This window comes from Methylocystis suflitae (assembly GCF_024448135.1).
Classification (GTDB): Bacteria; Pseudomonadota; Alphaproteobacteria; order Rhizobiales; family Beijerinckiaceae; genus Methylocystis; species Methylocystis suflitae.
Genome location: NZ_JAMRYX010000127.1, coordinates 1 through 16,258 on the forward strand (window position 1 = coordinate 1; position 16,258 = coordinate 16,258).

The following is a 16,258-nucleotide window of genomic DNA, read 5'->3' on the forward strand; positions in this document are numbered from 1 at the left end:
GATTTGGATTTCGTCGTCGTTGTTTTTGATGTCATTGTTCTCGCGGCTTTTGCGGAGGTTTTTGCGCTTGTCTTCCGGGTCGAAGCGGCGGCGGCCCGCGCGGGCTTTCCCGCCGCGGCGGTGCGGCTGGCCGACTTCTTCGATGCCGATGTGGAACTCTTCGCTGCGGCGGTTTTCGTCGCGCCGCTCCTGGTGGCGCCGCTCTTTGCGGCTCGCTTGGCGAGCGTCTTGGAGCGCGCGGGCGAGCCCTTGGCGCGCACTGCTGCGGTGGAGGCAGTCGCGGGCGACTTTTTCTGGGTTTTGTTGGAGGGCATACGCGGCTACTCCTATGCTGTCCCGCTGTGGAGACGGGACCATCGCTGCCTGACGAATCGCGCACGCCGCCGGCGAAAAAGCCGCGGCCGCGCCGCGAAGGCGGCTAGTGGAAACCTTGCTAGCGCCGCATACTCAATAGCCGGCCAATGGGCCGGCCCTTGAGAAAGAGAGGCTTTCGAATTCGTCGCGAGACGGTGACTGGCGCCGGATCGCCCTTCGACAAGGCGTGCATTTAGTGTGTGATTTATAACACGCCCAAGCGTGAAAATCAAAGGCATATGCGCGCGAGCGGCGCCCGCGCTGAGGCTACGAGCTACGCTAACTTACTATGGCTTCTGACGTTTTAAATAAATTAAGGATGTGGAAACTCATCACGTGCAAATTAGGCGCCAGACCGGCGCTGAACGCTGTTCAGTCTCCCTCGCCGGCCTCCGGCGAAAAGAATTGCTCGAATTTGCCCGGCTTGCCGTCCCATTCCTTGGCGTCAGAAGGCGGCTCTCGCTTGATGGTGATGTTGGGCCAGTTCTGCGCCATCTCGGCGTTAAGCTGCAGCCACTGTTCGAGATTCTCTTCGGTATCGGGCTTGATGGCGTTGGCCGGGCACTCGGGTTCACAGACGCCGCAGTCGATGCACTCGTCCGGATGGATCACCAGCATGTTCTCGCCTTCGTAGAAACAGTCCACCGGACACACTTCTACGCAGTCCATATACTTGCACTTGATGCAGTTTTCCGTGACGACATAAGTCATAAGGGTGATCTCTCCCGCGACCTTGCCGCTTGCTAGCTTTTTTGCCAGCGTCACGCAAGGCGAGCAGAACGAGGGCGCGCGTCAGGGATATAATTGCGCGTGCAACCCACAGGGTCAGCAAATGGTCGAAACGATAAATTCGCCCACGACGACCGCGATCAGCCGGCAGGCGCTAACGGCGCGCGCCCTGCTGCTTGGCGAGCGGATCGACACCGACGGGCTCGAACGAGCGGATCTCGTTTCTACGGCGCCGCTCGCCTTCCACGCTGGGCAGAGCGGATTCGCCGTGCTCTACCGCTTCGGGGTCGCCGTTCTCTTCGGCCTTTCGCCGCTGGAGGAGGATGAGATCGTCCAAAAGATCGGCCTTCGGGTTGCGGGCGCGTCGCGGGGCGACGACGAGACTTTGATCATCGAAGCGACGCCGGACGGCGAGGAGAAGGCGCTGCCGGACGGTCGCCTGGCGGCAAAGGACCTTTCCGAAGCGCGGTTGCTGGTGATCGCCGACGTTTTGGCGAAAAGCGTCGCCCTGGCGCGCGACGAGCGCCGCGTCAACGCCGTCTTCGACACGATCGAGCCCTTCGCCGCCGAGCTTGCGGCGAGGGGAAGCCCGCCATGGAAGCGCAAATCCATGTTGGAGCTCATGGGCCAGACCCTGCTCGTGCGGCATCGCGTTTCAGGCCGCGTCGCCGTCGACGACAAGCCGGATGTGCTCTGGGATCGGCCGGACCTCGAACGACTCTATGCGCGTCTTGAGGATGAGTATGAACTCACGCCGCGAGCGCGCACGCTCAACGCCAAGATCGACGTGATCGGCGAGACGGCGCGCGCGCTGACGGATCTCATCGACGCGGCGCGTTCCGTTCGGCTGGAGTGGACGATCATCATATTGATCGCCATGGAGATCATCCTCACTCTGTTCCAGATGTGGGTCGCGCGCATAAGCTGAGCGCGTCTTCGACATCGCGCAGCGGCGTTTCGGCAGCAATCCATTTGAAGCTCGGGAGCTGGTGTCGCGCGAAGGTGAACTGACGCTTGGCGTAACGGCGCGTATCGAGCTGACTGCGCAAAATCGCTTCCGCAAGCGTCAGTCGTCCATCGATATAAGACATGAGGTGGGGCACGCCATGCGCGCGCATCGCCGGCAGCGACGGATCGAGCCCGCGCGCCTTGAGCGCCGCGACCTCGTCGAGCGCGCCCGCCTGCGTCATCGCCTCGAAGCGCGCGTCGATGCGCGCGTAAAGCGTCTCGCGCTCAGGCGCAAGAAAAAAGGCCGCGCATTCGGACGCCTTCATGATCGGCGGGCTGCGCGGACCTTGAAATGAAACGAGCGGCTTGCCTGTCGCCTCCAGGACTTCCAAAGCCCGCAACAACCGCTGCGGATCGGTCTTGCGCAGCGCAGCCGCCGTTTCCGGGTCGCGCGCGGCGAGTTCGGCATGAAGCTGCTGCGGGGTCTTGTCCTGCGCCCATGCGCGCATGGCGTCGCGCACCTTCCCGGGCACGGCTGGAATGTCCGAAAGCCCGTAAAGCGCGGCCTTGAAATACATTCCCGTGCCGCCGACGAGAATCGGCGTCAGTTCGCGCGCCGCGAGGTCGCCCAGAACGCGCCCGAGATCCTCGAGCCAGCGTCCGACGGAATAGTTCGTCGCCGCATCGACGTGGCCAAAGAGAAGATGCGGCGCGGCGGCTTCCTCCTCGATCGTCGGGCGCGCGGTGACGGTCCGCAGGTCGCGATAGACCTGCATCGAATCGGCGTTGACGACCGCGCCGCGCCGGCGGCGCGCGAGTTCGAGCGCGAGCGCGGACTTGCCCGAAGCGGTTGGACCTGCAATGAGAATGGCGCGTGCGCGCATGGCGCTATTGCCGCTGAAACGGTGGAGATGTCAAAGCCCATCGGCTACGTCGCGACCTTCGTCGCCGGACGGGGCGCGGCGCTCAACGAACGCGCAGTCTCTGGCGCGCTATACGACGCTGGACTGATCGACGCAGGGCGTGACTGGCTCGCGCCCGATCTTGCCGTTGACGCGTTCCTGCCGGGGGCGGGGCATGACCTTGCCGACTTGCGCGCACGGCTGCAGGTGGCGGTCGCGGACGATCCGATTGACGTCATCGTTCAGCCGACGATGGGCCGGCGCAAGAAACTGCTGGTCGCCGACATGGATTCGACCATGATCGGGCAGGAGTGCATCGACGAACTCGCTGACCTCGTCGGCTTGCGCGAGCATGTCGCGGCGATCACCGAGCGCGCCATGCGCGGCGAGGTCGCGTTCGAGGGCGCCTTGCGGGAGCGGGTCGCGCTGCTTGCCGGCGTGACCCTCACGCAAATCGAGGCGCTGCTGACGCGCATCACTCTGACGCCCGGCGCGCGACAGCTTGTGCGCACCATGCGCGCGCATGGCGCCCATACGGCGCTCGTGTCGGGCGGCTTCACGCAATTCACAGAGCCCGTCGCCGAGCGCATCGGCTTTCATGAATCGCGCGCCAATCGTTTCGAAATTGCTGACGGCGCGCTGACGGGCGCGGTCGTCGCGCCGATCCTGGGAAGCGAAGCCAAGCGCGCGGCGCTTGTCGAATTGCGCGAGGCGCGAGGGCTGCCCCGGGACGTGACGCTGGCGATCGGGGACGGCGCCAATGATCTTGGCATGCTGCGCGAGGCGGGTCTGGGCGTCGCCTTTCACGCCAAGCCGAAAGTGGCGCAGGCGGCGGATGCGCGCGTCGACCATGCCGATCTCACCGCTGCGCTCTACGCGCAGGGGTATAGGCGCGAGGAGTTTGTCGAGTAACGTGGAAGACAAGCCTTATTCGGCGCGGAAGCTCACAGCGTCTCATCGCCTACGGCGGGATTTCAATTTCATTCAAACTCGAACCGATGATCCTTCCACCATTTCGTCAAATGATCGAGAGCGAGCGGTTTGATTTTTTGATTGGTGGCCGTCGTAAAAAAACGCCCTGCATACTCGACAGCTGCTAAGCTCGAGTCTGATTGCATAACCTCGACCAAGAAATCCAACTTCTCAATTTTCTTAATGTCCTCCCTGTTCCAGATGTACTCGATTAAGGCTGGTCGAATTTCCGGAACGGCGGTCTTGTACTGATCAGTCAGCTCGTTCATCCACAGCTGTGCATGAGCGAAGCCTGGCCTCCACGGATTGCCGAGATTGGTGCTGAAGAAGGGCTTATTGTGAGCCTCGAATATCGTAATCCACGCCTGATGTGCGTGCTCTGCGAATGGGCTTCCAGTATCTCTTGCTATGGCGTCCAATTTATCAAACGCATGTCTATCGTCGTTTTGAGCGGCGACGACGATTCTCATAAAATCAGACTCTTCCTTCGTCTTTGCCAAAGCTTCCCTGGCCTCATGAAGAGCTAAGTCAACATCTCTGAGTTTCTGTTCGCCCAGACGAATTTGTTCCGCAAACGTTCGCGATAGTTCGGTCGCTTTCGCTGCTTGAGAGGCGATAGCATCGACCGTAGCGCTCTGATTTTCGATGCGCTCCTTTATCTTTGCAATGGTATTTGCGTCGGCAGTCGCTTGTTCTGTAGCGGCCTTAATCGTTCCGACGCCCTTGATAGTCAGCTCAGTGAGGCGACTCTCCAAAATAAGTGCTAGTCCTGCGAAAACTCCAATTAGTGCCAACGCAACGATGGCGGCCTTATGAGTGCCTCGTGCTGTAACCCACCAAAAAGCACAGCCTAGACAGAGGAATATAATTTGGATTCCAATAAGCGGCATACGAGTGTCTCGCACTCTGGCGACGAGTTCGCACAACAAAAACTACGCTAAAGACCAAGGAGAGGAGAGCAAATCTTCGCCCTCCTCTCAACGCAACTTCACTCCACCGGCAATGCGACGAAATGCGCGTCGCCCTGGCCGTTCGCGACGATCAGCAGCGCAGTCTTCTTGCCCGCGCCTTTCAGGGTTTTGATTTTCTTCAGCACATCCGCCGGGTCGCTCACCGCTTCCTGATTGACCTCAAGCAGCACCTCGCCCGGCTGCAGGCGTTTCTCGGCCGCCTCCGACCTGGGATCGACGGCGGTGATGACAACGCCGCCCTTAACGGTGTCCTTGATCTGATAGCGCGTCCGCAACGCATCCGACAGACGCGACAGTTCCAGCCCCAGCACGCTCTGCGAGGAGCCGTCGCCGCCGCCTTCGGACTTTTCCTTGTCGTCGCCGTCCTTCGACGCGACCTTCTCCCCATCCTCAAGTCGGCCGAGCTTGACGATTTTTGTCTGCTCCTTGCCGCTGCGCACGACGACGAGTTCGACATCCTTGCCGACCGGGGTCGCCGCGACGAGCTTGGGCAAATCGCGCGACTCCTTGATCGGCTTGCCGTCGAATTTGACGATGACGTCGCCGACCTTCAGCCCCGCCGGCTTGGACGGGCCCTTGTCGTCGACGCCGGCCACGAGCGCGCCGCGAGTCGCGCCGAGGCTGAGCGTTTCAGCGATGGCGTCGTCGATATTCTGAATCCTAACCCCGAGCCAGCCGCGGCGGGTCTCGCCGAATGCTTGCAACTGCACGATGACGGGCTCCACCGTATTCGCCGGCGTCGCGAATCCGATGCCGACCGAGCCGCCCGAGGGCGACAGGATCGCCGTGTTGATGCCGATGACTTCGCCGTCCATGTTGAACAGCGGTCCGCCGGAGTTCCCCTTGTTGATGGAAGCGTCGGTCTGAATGTAGTTGTCGTACGGCCCGCTATCGATGTTGCGGTTGCGCGCCGAAACGATGCCGGCCGTCACCGAGCCGCCGAGTCCGAACGGGTTGCCGACGGCGAGCACCCAATCGCCCACCTTCGCCTTGTCGCTGTCGCCGAATTTGACCGCTTTCAGCGGCTTTTCCGGCTTCACCTTCAGAACCGCGACGTCCACTTTCTGGTCCTTGCCCAAGACTTCCGCCTTAAGCTTCTGGCCGTCGTTGAGGATCACCGTCACCTCATTGGCGTCGGCGATGACGTGATTGTTGGTGATCACGATGCCCGAGGGATCGATCACGAAACCCGAGCCGAGCGAACTCGACCTGCGCTGCCGCGGCAGTTCCGGCATTCCCTGGCCACGCCGGCGGAAGAACTCCTCAAAGAGATCGTCGAAGGGCGCGCCCGGTCCGGCTCCCGGCGGGAGATTGGGGCCGTCGTTACGAGAACTGCGTTTCGCATCCACCGTGGTGGCGGAAATATTGACCACGGCGTCCGAGACCTGGGCGGAGAGTTCCGATAGCGAATCGGGACCTTTCGCCTGCGCTGGAGCGACGAGAAGGTAGAGTACAGGCGCGGTCGCGAGGATTGCTCTCGCGGCGCGACGAAGTGCGGACGTCATACGTTATGTCTCCTGTCGAGGGACAAGTATGCCCGGGCGCGGCTTAACGCACGCGCTTGCGGGTCATTTTTTTGGGCTTCGCTCCGGTTCCGATTGGTCCGCGCTCGGCGCGGCGCTCGCCTCCGGAGCTGAGAAAAAACGGAAGAATTCCGAACGCGGACTGATCAAGAAACGGGTCTCTCCCGGCTTGAAAGCGCTCTCATAGGCTTGCATCGACCGATAGAAAGCGAAGAAGTCGGGATCCCGGCCAAAAGCGACGGCGAAGATGCGGTTGCGCTCGGCGTCGCCTTCGCCCTTCATCTGGTCGGCCTTCTGTTGCGCTTCGGCTTTCAGCACAACGACGTCGCGATCCGCCTTGGCGGTAATCTTTTGCGCCTGCTCCGAACCTTGGGCGCGGTATTCGGCGGCCTCGCGCTGGCGCTCGGTCTGCATGCGCCCGAAAACCTTTTCGGAGATCTGCTGCGGGAGATCGACGCGGCGAATGCGCGCGTCGACGACCTGCACGCCGAACTTTCGCGCCTCGCGGTCCGCCTGATCCTTGATCTTCACCATCAGCCCGGCGCGCTCGTCGCGCACGATCTGCTGCTGGTTGGCTTCGCTCAGCACGCGTCGGACGGCGGAGTTCAACACCGAACCAAGCTGATTGTTCGCGCCCATGACGCTGTTGACGGTCTGATAGAATCGCAACGCGTCGACGATGCGATAGCGGATGAAGCTGTCGACCTCGAGTCGCTGATTGTCGGCGGCGAGCACTTCCAGATTCGGACTCTCAACATCGAGAATGCGGTTGTCGAATGTGACGACATTTTCGACAAGCGGAAACTTGAAGTGGAGGCCGGGCTCGGTGATCAGTCCCCGGCCGGACACGGGTTCGCCAAACCGCAGCACCACCGCCTGTTCGGTTTGCGATACGGTGAAGAGGGCGCCGCCGACAGCGACGACGCCGATAATCAGCGCCACGGCGAGCGCGAAGAGAAGACCGGACTTCATTTTCGGCCTCCTTGGAAGGGCGTAAAGGCGGGCAGGGGCACGAAGGGCGTCACGCCGCCGCCGGCTTTCGATGGATCGTCGAGAATGACTTTCTCCGAGCCGCCCAGCACGCGCTCCATGGTTTCGATATAGAGGCGCTGTCGCGTAATCGTGGGCGCGTTTTTATATTGAGCGTAAATCTGCTCAAAACGCGACGCTTGGCCGCGCGCCTCTGCGACGATCTGTTCGCGGTAGGCCTCGGCCTCCTGCAGAATGCGGGCGGCGCCGCCGCGCGCTTCTGGAACAACTCGATTGGCGTAAGCTTCGGCCTCGTTGCCGAGACGCTGCAGATCCTGCTGGGCGGCGGTCACGTCGCGAAAAGCCGCGATGACTTGCTGCGGCGGATCGACCGACAACAAGAGCACCTGCAGCACCAGCACCCCGGCGTGATAGTCGTCGAGCACCTTCTGCATCAACGCCTGACTCGCGGGCTCGATCAGCTTGCGATCGGCGGTCAGAATCTTTTGAATTTGCGTCTGGCCGACGATCTCGCGCATGGCGCTTTCGGCCACGGCCTTCACGGTCCCCGCCTGATTGGCGACGTTGAAGGCGTAATCTTCCGGCTTCGCCGGATCAATTTGCCAGATGACCCGAAACTTGACGTCGGCGATGTTCTCGTCGCCGGTCAGCATCAGGCTTTCTTCAGGCGCTTCCGGTCCTCGAGGCGCGGAGACCGACCCCCGGCGACGCCCATCCGCGACGACATTCGGCTCTTCGCGGAAACCGACGTCGGTGATGTTACGGTCGGTAACCGCAAGCTTGACAACGGAGCCGATCGGACCCGGAAGATTGTAGTTCAGGCCCGCCTGAGTCTTTCCCATATATTTGCCGAAGATCAGATTGAGGCCGATCTCGTTGGGGCCGACGGTGTAAAGCCCGGAAAGCAGCCATGCGAGCACGGCGACCAGCACGAGTATCGCAAGCCCGCGTCCGCCAAATCCGCTCGGCAGAATCTGTTTCAGGCCTTCCTGGCTACGGCGCAGCATCTCCTCGAGGTCCGGCGGCTGCCCGCCGCCGGAGCCCTGTCCCCAGGGACCTCCGGGCTGACCCCACGGACTGTTATTTTGATTGCGCGGCCCGCCTTGATCGCTCCAGGGCATGTCGTCTCGCATTAAGAGGAATGGGCGGCGGCTCCCGCCGCGTTGGGCAATGTTATAGGCATTCGCCGCCGCTGCGGCAATGACGCGCCGGGTAGCGCTCGTGCGAAGGAGAGCGGAATGATTCGCGATTACACCAATATCGCGGCCAATGAGCGGACCTTCCTCGCCTGGGTTCGAACGGGCATTGCGGTCATCGCTCTCGGCTTTGTCATTGAGCGATTCAATCTTTTCCTGTTGACCATCGCCGGCGCTGTGACCGTCGACGCCGAACGACTGCATATCCATCGTTTGGAACATTCGGCGGGCCGTTACGGCGGCGAGGCGCTCATCGGCGCAGGCGTTATGCTGATCGTGATTTCGACGATCCGTTTTATTCATACCGCACGGTTGCTCGCGCGCGACGAGCCCTATACGGCGCGCGCGACGAGCGTCAGCCTGTATCTCCTCGCCGCGCTGCTGCTCACCATCGCCGCGTTTAGCGCCTATCTCGCGATCGCGTGAGCTTCACGTCGATATAGTGGCGGAGAGTGAATCGCTCGTTCGTCTGCGCCGCGACGCGGGCGCAAATGGATGCCCGTTGGAGCCGCCGATGCGCCGGCGCAGACTGGCGGAGACGGTGGGCTGCAAACGTCTTTTAAAATCAATTAGCTACCCTGTGGATAACTCAAACCCACGAGCAACCCCACAATCGTAAAAAATCTTCGCCACAAAGGATTGCGTTTTTTGGGACGGGCGCATACCAACTGTAGAACGATTGGCGAGCCTCACAACTCGCCGCGCTTCCAACGCCGAGTTGGAGGTTTGGGCTCTTGGAGAGGCGTTGAAAGACACGCCGGCCCGGCGGACTGCCTTAGCGACAGGCGCGCATCGGTGATCGCAAACGAGCCTCAGGCGCGGCTCGGGAGCGGTCCCGATATTCGCGCCTTGGAGGCAGTCGCACATGTCGACTCCCTTGCTAATGACCATACCAGAAGTGGCCGGCGCTCTGCGCATGGGCCGCTCGACCTGCTTTGGATATATCAGCCGTGGCGAAATTAGCTCCGTCGTCATCGGAGGTAAACGACTCATCCCCTCGGAAGAGGTGGCGCGCGTAGCTCGCGAAGGACTGTCGCGCCGAGATGCGACGACTCGCGCTCGCATCGCCGAGGCCGGCGGAAACGCGCCCGCCATGGGGCGAGGCCGCCCGCGCAAGTATGCGGAGGCGCTCTGATGACCTCGGCAATCGACACCTTCAAAGCAGCAATCGTCGCGAGCCGCGGCGGCAAGCCGCTCAGCGCCATACATCGCGTCGCCCTCACGAATCCGCCGGCCGGCGTCGCGGTCGATGACGTCGCCACATTCTTGGACGGCTTCGTGGGGCGCGACCTGCGATCTTATGCGAAGTGGATGCGCGATGCGCATGCAGATCGTGCTGCGTTGTTTGACACGATCCGCGCGCGGTTGCATGGCCGGCGGCCGGCAACGGCCGAAGAGGCGAAACGTTTGGCGGATGAGGTGCGGTTGGTCCGCACGCTGCCCGACGACATCTTGCGCGCGTTCGGGCTGTCGGCGAACGCGTCGCCAAGCATGGCCGCGGATGCGCTCGAAGCGCGCTTGCAGAATCGCGATACGGGAAGGGCGGCGCGGCGTGGTTTTGGCGGCGAGGAACCCGTGAAGGTCATTGCCTGTCGCGATCGTGGAGTGGCGTGACATGGCGCAGCCTCACGACAATGGCGCCGACCTCCGGCGCCACCTTCTCTCTCTTGACGACATGACGTTCGCCCTCACGTGGCGCGACGAGCTAGAGGCGGGCCACATGACAGACGAAGAGCGCGCCATCTTCCGCGAAATTTCGGACGAACGCAGCCGCACCCATGACGCGCGCCATGAGCTACGGGCGCGACGCGACCTAGCCGCGTATCACGGCACAACGTTCCACGAACACTAGGGAGTTGCGACCCATGAACCTTGTCGAAATCTACGACCACGGCGAACGCTTGTTTGTGCCATTCGCGCGCATCCGCGAAATCAGACCTCCCGAGGAAGGCGCAACCGGCGCAATCGCCGTGGCGTTGAACGGCGACGCTAGCGAATATTCGATTGATCCCGACGAATTTGATGCATTGCGTAACCAGGAAACGATCGTCCCCGCGGCGGACGGATGGTGGGCTTTCGTCGCTCCGCCCGGCATTGCGTCCGATGATGCGGCAATCCAGCCGGAAGGCATGGAACGTCATCCGGTCATCGGATGGCGGGTCGGTGGCGCGTGGCCGGAGCCGATCCTTGCGACCGCGCCTGACGCGCGCCGTTTGCTGGCTTTGGTGAACCTTAACGAGAATATCGCGATCGATAGTTTCGCGAGCGTGCCCGAGCCGTTCCTTGATTGGTGGCGAAGCAAACTTGCCACGCGATTGGAGCGCTCCGGCATGACCCAAGCCAAGTTTTTTGGCGAGCTGCGGCGCATCGGCGAGGCCGAAGTGCCCGCGTGAGCGCCAACAAAAAGCCCGGCGTTGACGCGCCGGGCAAGGTGTCTCTGACCTAAAGTGTGGGGTCCTTATACGTGACAAATAATTCCGTTGTCAAGGGTAGCCTGACAGTTAATTCTGATGCCGTGACGCCTTCCGGCAACCATAAACATGACCACAATATTGTCCGTGCGAATCGCGACAACGGCCGCCGGCTTGTTGATGCGGGCCTTTGCGTGTTTCCGGTTCACGTCACGCCCGACAAAAAGAAAAGACCGATCGCGAGCGCATGGACGCAACTCGACTCGGAGTTGACGGACGAACAGCGCGCCGCCGTCGTCGCCGATTTTCGAAAGGAGCACGACGGCCGCGAGCCGGCATATGTCGGCGCGACCAATAATCGTTTTGGTCTCAAGAAAATCGGCGAGGCTATCGATCCGTGGCGAACTCCCTACGGCTGGTCGGTGTCGACCGGACCGAGCGGGTTGTTTGTGATCGATTGCGATGGCGCCGAAGCCGTCGAATGGTTTCGCGAATTTTGCGAGGAAAACGATATTGACCTCTCGCAATGTCCCCAGGTGGCAACCCAAAGCGGGGGCTGGCATATTTACTTCGCGGACGACGCGACGTCGCCGACGCGAACGGCGGCGGGTTTGAAGCGCTGGAAATCCGGCGACGGGGAGAGGGTCGCAGGCATAGACCTTCGCGCCGCTGGCGGGCAGACGGTATCCCCAAACACGATCCTAACGGATGGTCGTGAGTATGCGGCGATCGAAGGGACGCCAGACCTCGCCACGGCTTACGCTTCGAAGTCGATTCCCGCAGTTCCGCAAGTGCTGCTCGAATGGGTTGCCGCGAACCGCAGCAAGGCGTCGACGGATGTTGACGACATAGAGATTGCGAAGCTGCGCGCAGAAATCGACGGCGCGCCGATTCCATCGTTCGATGAAATTGTGTCCCCCATTGGGGAGTTTGATTTCGACTCTGCGCTAAGTGAGAACGAGCGCTTGCGTTCCGCGTGGGAGTCCGATGTAGACGGCGATCATTCCGCGGCTCGGATGGCGTTGGCAAATCATCTGTCGATGGCTTTTCCGGGAAAGCTAACGGCCACCCATTATGCAGCATTCCTAAGCGAGTTTGAAGGCGCCGGGATGTTCGATCCTGAGAAGCGCAAGCGCCCCGCGGAAGCGCAGAAAGGCCGATACGATACCCGCGATATCGCTCGCGAGTTTGCGAAGGCGCAGATGAATTACTACGCCCAACACGCGCCGTCCGATGGCAGCGTCTTCACTGCGGTTGAAGGTGAAGGCGGCGTGGATCAATCCGCATCACCCAAAAAGGTTGGTGTCAAATCCCTGATTGAGTTTTGTGCCGAATACACACCTGTCGAATTCTTGCTGGACGGCGTTATCGAGCGCGCGAAACTCTACACGATGACGGCGCCGACAGGGGCGGGCAAGACGACTATGCTTGCGTCGTTAGCGCTCGCGATCGCAGCGGGGCGAGATGACGTGTTCAGAAGAGAAACGCCGCAAGGCCGGGTGCTCTATTGCTCATTCGAAAACCCGGACGATTTCCGTGTGAAATTGATGGCCGCCGCGGAAGCGCATAGAATCGAAATCGGCGCCATCAACGCAAACTTTGACATTCTCGACGTGCTGCGCGACCCGAAGGCGCTATGCAAGAACGCTGAGCGGAGCGGCCCATACGCCCTCGCAATTATAGACACTTTGCAGGCGGCTTTTCAGGGGGACGACTCGAACTCAAACGATCAAGTCAAGAAATTCGCCCAAGGGATTCACCCGATCACCAAGCTTAAAGGCCGCCCGAGCGTCATCATGGCGGCGCACCCGGTTAAGGGCGCGGACAAGGACAAATTGGTCCCCTATGGCGGCGGCGCGCTGCTCAATTACGTGGATGGCAACTACACGCTTTGGAAGCCGCAAAGCAGCAACGTCGCCACGCTGCACTATCAAGGCAAATTTCGAGGTTCTACCTTCAACCCCATCTCGCTTGATATCTCGGGTTTCGAGTCTTCATTGCTTGACGCCAAAGGAAGGCGGAGGTGGTTGCCGGTTGCTCGGATCATGGACAGTGAAGCGGCGGCGGGCGCCACGGCGAGAGAGGAACGCGACGCCCTGTCAATGGACGCCCGATGGCTTCACGCTATCAGCCGCGCGCCCGAGGCGACGCAGGATGCGTTGAGCCAAACAATGGGGGTGAGTAGACCAGCCGCGCAGCGGCGTCTCTCTAAGTTAAAGGAGCAGGGCCTATTAGCGCTCCTGGACGGGAAGCGCGTTCTGACGGACGCCGGACGCCAAAAGCTGGCGGAGGCAGAGATGGCCGCGAAGCGGACTTTCGAAGCCGTGCCCGAGGAAGATGACGCCGACGGGTGATTTCGACTGGCGCGCTACCAAAATCAAAATCGAAACGCCCGCCCTGATCGGCGGGCTTTCCTTTTTCGCGGCTACCCCGAAAGGTCGCGCCGAAAACACACTTTCAAAGGTCCGCCTTTGGGTGCTCGGCGGGGAAAAACGTCGTCGAAGGCGGCAGTAAATGGTTAAGCTCTTGTTTGCTCGCTCACCCCAAAACGGGGGTAAAAAAAAAAGAGCGAGCGAACATCGAGCAAAAAGCGAGCAAGAGCGAGCGGACGATTCTTATATGTGATTGTTTCATATAATAAATGTCTTTGCTCGCTCGCCTGCTCACCCGAGCAAAAGGCCCATTCTTGCTCGCTTGCTCACCCCTTCCCCTCCCTAGAGGGGGAGGGTGAGCGAGCAGAGCGGGCGAACAATGGGGTGAGCGAGTATTTAGTTCTAGCGCAGCCCACAAGCGAACTCATGGGGCTTTCCGGGGGAAGGACCGTCCTGCCAGGACCTTTGCACGTCCGGGCCGCCCCGAGCGCCAATCATGACCCAAAGCCGTCAAAGCAACCAAGCCGCGCCCGTTGCCCGCCGTGGCGCTACAGACGGCCCGCGCGGGGGCTTGTGGGGGTTCCGCAGGGCAGGGCGGCGCAGCGCGGGCGCCAATGGCGGTCACGTGAACTATGGCCGCCGGGCTCCGCCTGGCTCGCGGTCGCCAGGGTGCGGGGCAGGTCTTAAGCAGTATCGGGCGTTTGATCGCTTCCCTTTTCCTTCGGTTGTTCGATCAAACGAAAAGTAGGAAAGCGCGAGCCGTTCCACGACTCCAATTGGTTTCCGCAAACGCGACAGTCGAAGCTATCTCTATCCCGGAAGGCAACCTTGTGTTCCTCCCGCTCATAAACAGCGCCACACGGACACTGGACGATCGTTTTTCCCATGTTGGCAGCATAGCACGATCAAGGGCGTTGTGCTGCGAACCAAGAATCGCGTAGACAAATCAATTTTAAATCAGTCATATATAAACAAACCGACGAAATCATAAAAAATATCTGCCGTAACCGTTGACTTGCGCGATCTAAACTGCCTTAAATCACGACGGTTAGAATTGCGCCTTTAAGGCCGCTTCGCCCTCATTCCCCAAAAATCGCACACTCGAAACGCGCCGATCGCCTCGGCGCGCGATGGCGTTCGCGCATAGGAATCCGAAAACATGACGACCGACACGGCCCGGCGCCTTTTAGGCGTCGCCGCTTCCGCGCGCCTTCTAGGCTGCTCCGCGCAGTCGATTCGGAACTGGCGTCGGGATGGTCTCTTCCCGCAGCCGGTTTCGTGCCGCTCCCGCGGCTGGCCGAAGTGGACGGCGGATCAAATCGAGGCGTTCGCGCGCGGCGAAGCGCCGCCCGCCGATCCGGCTCCGGCCGAACCTTTCTTGAATGGCGGTGATATCGCACAAGTCGCGAAGTGGGGCCTTATCGGCTGAAGCGCCGCCCCGTCCGTTCTTTGGAGTTTTCACAATCATGTCTTCAATCAATCCCGCCGACGCGATCGGCGGCGCGACGATGCGCGCCCTCGAACACGGCCTGCGCATGCTTGACGGCGCAGTGCGCCTTTACGAGGCGCTTGCGCTCATCGAACTCCCCGACCTCTCCGCGCGCAAATTGAACGCATGGGCCGAGCCGATCCCCCCGAAGTTTCCGCGAGACGCTGAGGTTGCGAACTATCGGGCGTCGCTTCGAAATGGCGGAACGCCTATTGCGCAGCGCCTCGATTGCCCCGGCGCGCCGAGAGGCGAACATGTCGGACAGCGATAGTTTCTCATATCCGCCGCCAAGGGACGAAGCCTATCAATCGAGGGTGCAGCAACAGGCGAGCATTGCCCTTTGGGGCTTGCTGAATCGCACGCGGCTTGAGCCCGGCGACAAGATCACGATGAGCCTATCTGTCGAAACGCTGGCGGGCGTTATGCACGATCGGCGCGTTCTTGTCGCGCCATGCCGAAATGAGAAATGAGCGATGAGCGGAATCTACGTCAAAGTTTCTGACACACTCACGCCGCTCATCATGAAAGTCGCGCGCGAGACGCCCCAGGCTCTCTCGGGCGCGGTCAATACTGCCACCAAAGCCGCTCGCAAATATGCCGTTCCGGTCATCAAGCAAGACGCGAACCTGACCGAGTCCATCACGAAAGAGATCGGTCGCGTGCAGCTTGCGTCGCCGGGAAACCTCACAGCGCGCGTCGAATTTAAACCCGGCCGTCACTCGATTTTGCGAACGGGCGGCGCAACGTTTTCGCCCGGAACGAGTTGGAATCGGGGCTCGCTTTCTGCGTCAACGCATCGGCTTTCCGGCGGCGGCAGTGCGAGCTTGAGCGCTCCAAAGTCATTCATTCTTCGCGGCGCGAACCATGGCAAGTTCATGATCGCGTATCGAACGGGGAAGGCGCGCAAGGCATTCAAGGTCATATATGCCGCTAGCGCAAAAGCGACGATGCACGACGAAACGCAGAAGCCCGCGCAGATATTCATTCAAACAGCGCAGCGGGAGTTGGATCGCGAGGTTTCGAGCGCGCTGCAAACCGCGTTCGCTGGCGGCCACGTGTCGGCTGGCGGTCACGGCTCTGAGGGCGAGTGACCTCCTGTTGTGTGGATTTGATAGGCGAGCGTTTTCACGCATCGCGACGCGCGCAGCGCGCAACCTTTTCGACGTGACGGCGTGCATCTCCCGTGCTCTCGGCGCGCGACGTTCATAGGCGTTCTCTATCGATGCGCGCCCTTGGTGCAACCGCTCGAATGCCCCGGAAAACCAAGGCTTTTTGGGTCTACTCGACCAAACATCGCGCCGTATCAACCTATTAGGGTCCTCCGCCGACCTCTCAACGATGCGTCGCGGGGGCGCGGCCGCGTTTTTTCGCTACTCTTTCAATGATTTAGCGATACTTCAC

Annotated in this window: 17 protein-coding genes; 10 read left to right on the plus strand and 7 right to left on the minus strand. The window is 61.2% G+C overall.

Annotated elements, in window-relative coordinates; genetic code table 11:
• Positions 1-357: hypothetical protein (locus NEI07_RS09975; protein WP_256034323.1), on the minus strand; the 357-nt coding region annotated here is incomplete at its 3' end.
• Positions 358-726: 369 nt separating this feature from the next.
• Complete coding sequence (fdxA, locus tag NEI07_RS09980) at positions 727-1,065, minus strand: ferredoxin FdxA (RefSeq protein WP_123176018.1); 339 nt, start codon at positions 1,063-1,065, stop codon at positions 727-729.
• Positions 1,066-1,186: 121 nt separating this feature from the next.
• Between fdxA and NEI07_RS09985 the strand changes: the two genes are divergently transcribed.
• On the plus strand, positions 1,187-2,011 hold the full coding sequence (locus NEI07_RS09985; protein ID WP_256034324.1) for an RMD1 family protein: 825 nt from the start codon (positions 1,187-1,189) through the stop codon (positions 2,009-2,011).
• Here the strand turns inward: NEI07_RS09985 and miaA are convergent.
• A complete protein-coding gene (gene miaA / locus NEI07_RS09990; RefSeq protein WP_256034325.1) occupies positions 1,974-2,915 on the minus strand; it encodes a tRNA (adenosine(37)-N6)-dimethylallyltransferase MiaA in 942 nt (313 codons plus the stop codon). The two genes, NEI07_RS09985 and miaA, sit on opposite strands and share 38 nt — an antisense overlap.
• A gap of 27 nt (positions 2,916-2,942) precedes the next feature.
• Between miaA and serB the strand changes: the two genes are divergently transcribed.
• Complete coding sequence (gene serB / locus NEI07_RS09995; RefSeq protein ID WP_256034326.1) at positions 2,943-3,845, plus strand: phosphoserine phosphatase SerB; 903 nt, start codon at positions 2,943-2,945, stop codon at positions 3,843-3,845.
• A gap of 68 nt (positions 3,846-3,913) precedes the next feature.
• Here the strand turns inward: serB and NEI07_RS10000 are convergent, their stop codons facing one another.
• The 4 genes from NEI07_RS10000 to hflK all read right to left on the minus strand — a co-directional run bounded on the left by NEI07_RS10000 (position 3,914) and on the right by hflK (position 8,510).
• On the minus strand, positions 3,914-4,795 hold the full coding sequence (locus NEI07_RS10000) for a methyl-accepting chemotaxis domain-containing protein (protein WP_256034327.1): 882 nt from the start codon (positions 4,793-4,795) through the stop codon (positions 3,914-3,916).
• A 98-nt stretch (positions 4,796-4,893) separates the two neighbouring features.
• On the minus strand, positions 4,894-6,381 hold the full coding sequence (locus NEI07_RS10005) for a Do family serine endopeptidase (protein WP_256034328.1): 1,488 nt from the start codon (positions 6,379-6,381) through the stop codon (positions 4,894-4,896).
• Positions 6,382-6,444: 63 nt separating this feature from the next.
• Complete coding sequence (hflC, locus tag NEI07_RS10010) at positions 6,445-7,371, minus strand: protease modulator HflC (RefSeq protein WP_256034329.1); 927 nt, start codon at positions 7,369-7,371, stop codon at positions 6,445-6,447.
• Positions 7,368-8,510 carry an FtsH protease activity modulator HflK gene (hflK, locus tag NEI07_RS10015; RefSeq protein WP_256034330.1) on the minus strand — a complete coding sequence of 381 codons (1,143 nt, stop codon included), beginning with the start codon at positions 8,508-8,510 and terminating at the stop codon, positions 7,368-7,370. Before hflK ends, hflC begins: the two co-directional genes overlap by 4 nt.
• Positions 8,511-8,627: 117 nt before the next feature.
• Here hflK and NEI07_RS10020 point away from each other — a divergent pair, with 117 nt between their 5' ends.
• The 8 genes from NEI07_RS10020 (at position 8,628) to NEI07_RS10055 (ending at position 15,948) form a co-directional block, all read left to right on the plus strand.
• Entirely contained in the window at positions 8,628-9,011 is a 384-nt protein-coding gene (locus tag NEI07_RS10020) for a YidH family protein (protein ID WP_256034332.1), read from the plus strand.
• Between the two features lie 708 nt (positions 9,012-9,719).
• Positions 9,720-10,199: a hypothetical protein gene (locus NEI07_RS10025; protein WP_256034334.1), complete on the plus strand. Its 480-nt coding sequence runs from the start codon at positions 9,720-9,722 to the stop codon at positions 10,197-10,199.
• 1 nt (position 10,200) lies between these two features.
• Positions 10,201-10,437 carry a hypothetical protein gene (locus NEI07_RS10030; protein ID WP_256034336.1) on the plus strand — a complete coding sequence of 79 codons (237 nt, stop codon included), beginning with the start codon at positions 10,201-10,203 and terminating at the stop codon, positions 10,435-10,437.
• A 13-nt stretch (positions 10,438-10,450) separates the two neighbouring features.
• On the plus strand, positions 10,451-10,978 hold the full coding sequence (locus tag NEI07_RS10035; protein WP_256034337.1) for a hypothetical protein: 528 nt from the start codon (positions 10,451-10,453) through the stop codon (positions 10,976-10,978).
• 71 nt (positions 10,979-11,049) lie between these two features.
• On the plus strand, positions 11,050-13,350 hold the full coding sequence (locus NEI07_RS10040) for an AAA family ATPase (RefSeq protein ID WP_256034338.1): 2,301 nt from the start codon (positions 11,050-11,052) through the stop codon (positions 13,348-13,350).
• A complete protein-coding gene (locus NEI07_RS10045) occupies positions 13,334-13,510 on the plus strand; it encodes a hypothetical protein (RefSeq protein ID WP_256034339.1) in 177 nt (58 codons plus the stop codon). Before NEI07_RS10040 ends, NEI07_RS10045 begins: the two co-directional genes overlap by 17 nt.
• Positions 13,511-14,834: 1,324 nt before the next feature.
• The gene (locus tag NEI07_RS10050) at positions 14,835-15,128 is read left to right on the plus strand and encodes a hypothetical protein (RefSeq protein ID WP_256034340.1); all 294 of its coding nucleotides are present in this window, start codon (positions 14,835-14,837) and stop codon (positions 15,126-15,128) included.
• Positions 15,129-15,330: 202 nt separating this feature from the next.
• Positions 15,331-15,948 (plus strand): phage tail protein, encoded by a 618-nt coding sequence (locus NEI07_RS10055; protein ID WP_256034341.1) that lies wholly within the window; start codon positions 15,331-15,333, stop codon positions 15,946-15,948.
• Positions 15,949-16,258: the final 310 nt, after the last annotated feature.

Bases quoted from the DNA above. Each gene is read 5' to 3' on its own strand.
- fdxA (WP_123176018.1), bottom strand. From the start codon at position 1,065: ATGACTTATGTCGTCACGGAAAACTGCATCAAGTGCAAGTATATGGAC.
- NEI07_RS09985 (WP_256034324.1), top strand. From the start codon at position 1,187: ATGGTCGAAACGATAAATTCGCCCACGACGACCGCGATCAGCCGGCAG.
- miaA (WP_256034325.1), bottom strand. From the start codon at position 2,915: ATGCGCGCACGCGCCATTCTCATTGCAGGTCCAACCGCTTCGGGCAAG.
- serB (WP_256034326.1), top strand. From the start codon at position 2,943: ATGTCAAAGCCCATCGGCTACGTCGCGACCTTCGTCGCCGGACGGGGC.
- NEI07_RS10000 (WP_256034327.1), bottom strand. From the start codon at position 4,795: ATGCCGCTTATTGGAATCCAAATTATATTCCTCTGTCTAGGCTGTGCT.
- NEI07_RS10005 (WP_256034328.1), bottom strand. From the start codon at position 6,381: ATGACGTCCGCACTTCGTCGCGCCGCGAGAGCAATCCTCGCGACCGCG.
- hflC (WP_256034329.1), bottom strand. From the start codon at position 7,371: ATGAAGTCCGGTCTTCTCTTCGCGCTCGCCGTGGCGCTGATTATCGGC.
- hflK (WP_256034330.1), bottom strand. From the start codon at position 8,510: ATGCCCTGGAGCGATCAAGGCGGGCCGCGCAATCAAAATAACAGTCCG.
- NEI07_RS10020 (WP_256034332.1), top strand. From the start codon at position 8,628: ATGATTCGCGATTACACCAATATCGCGGCCAATGAGCGGACCTTCCTC.
- NEI07_RS10025 (WP_256034334.1), top strand. From the start codon at position 9,720: ATGACCTCGGCAATCGACACCTTCAAAGCAGCAATCGTCGCGAGCCGC.
- NEI07_RS10030 (WP_256034336.1), top strand. From the start codon at position 10,201: ATGGCGCAGCCTCACGACAATGGCGCCGACCTCCGGCGCCACCTTCTC.
- NEI07_RS10035 (WP_256034337.1), top strand. From the start codon at position 10,451: ATGAACCTTGTCGAAATCTACGACCACGGCGAACGCTTGTTTGTGCCA.
- NEI07_RS10045 (WP_256034339.1), top strand. From the start codon at position 13,334: ATGACGCCGACGGGTGATTTCGACTGGCGCGCTACCAAAATCAAAATC.
- NEI07_RS10050 (WP_256034340.1), top strand. From the start codon at position 14,835: ATGTCTTCAATCAATCCCGCCGACGCGATCGGCGGCGCGACGATGCGC.
- NEI07_RS10055 (WP_256034341.1), top strand. From the start codon at position 15,331: ATGAGCGGAATCTACGTCAAAGTTTCTGACACACTCACGCCGCTCATC.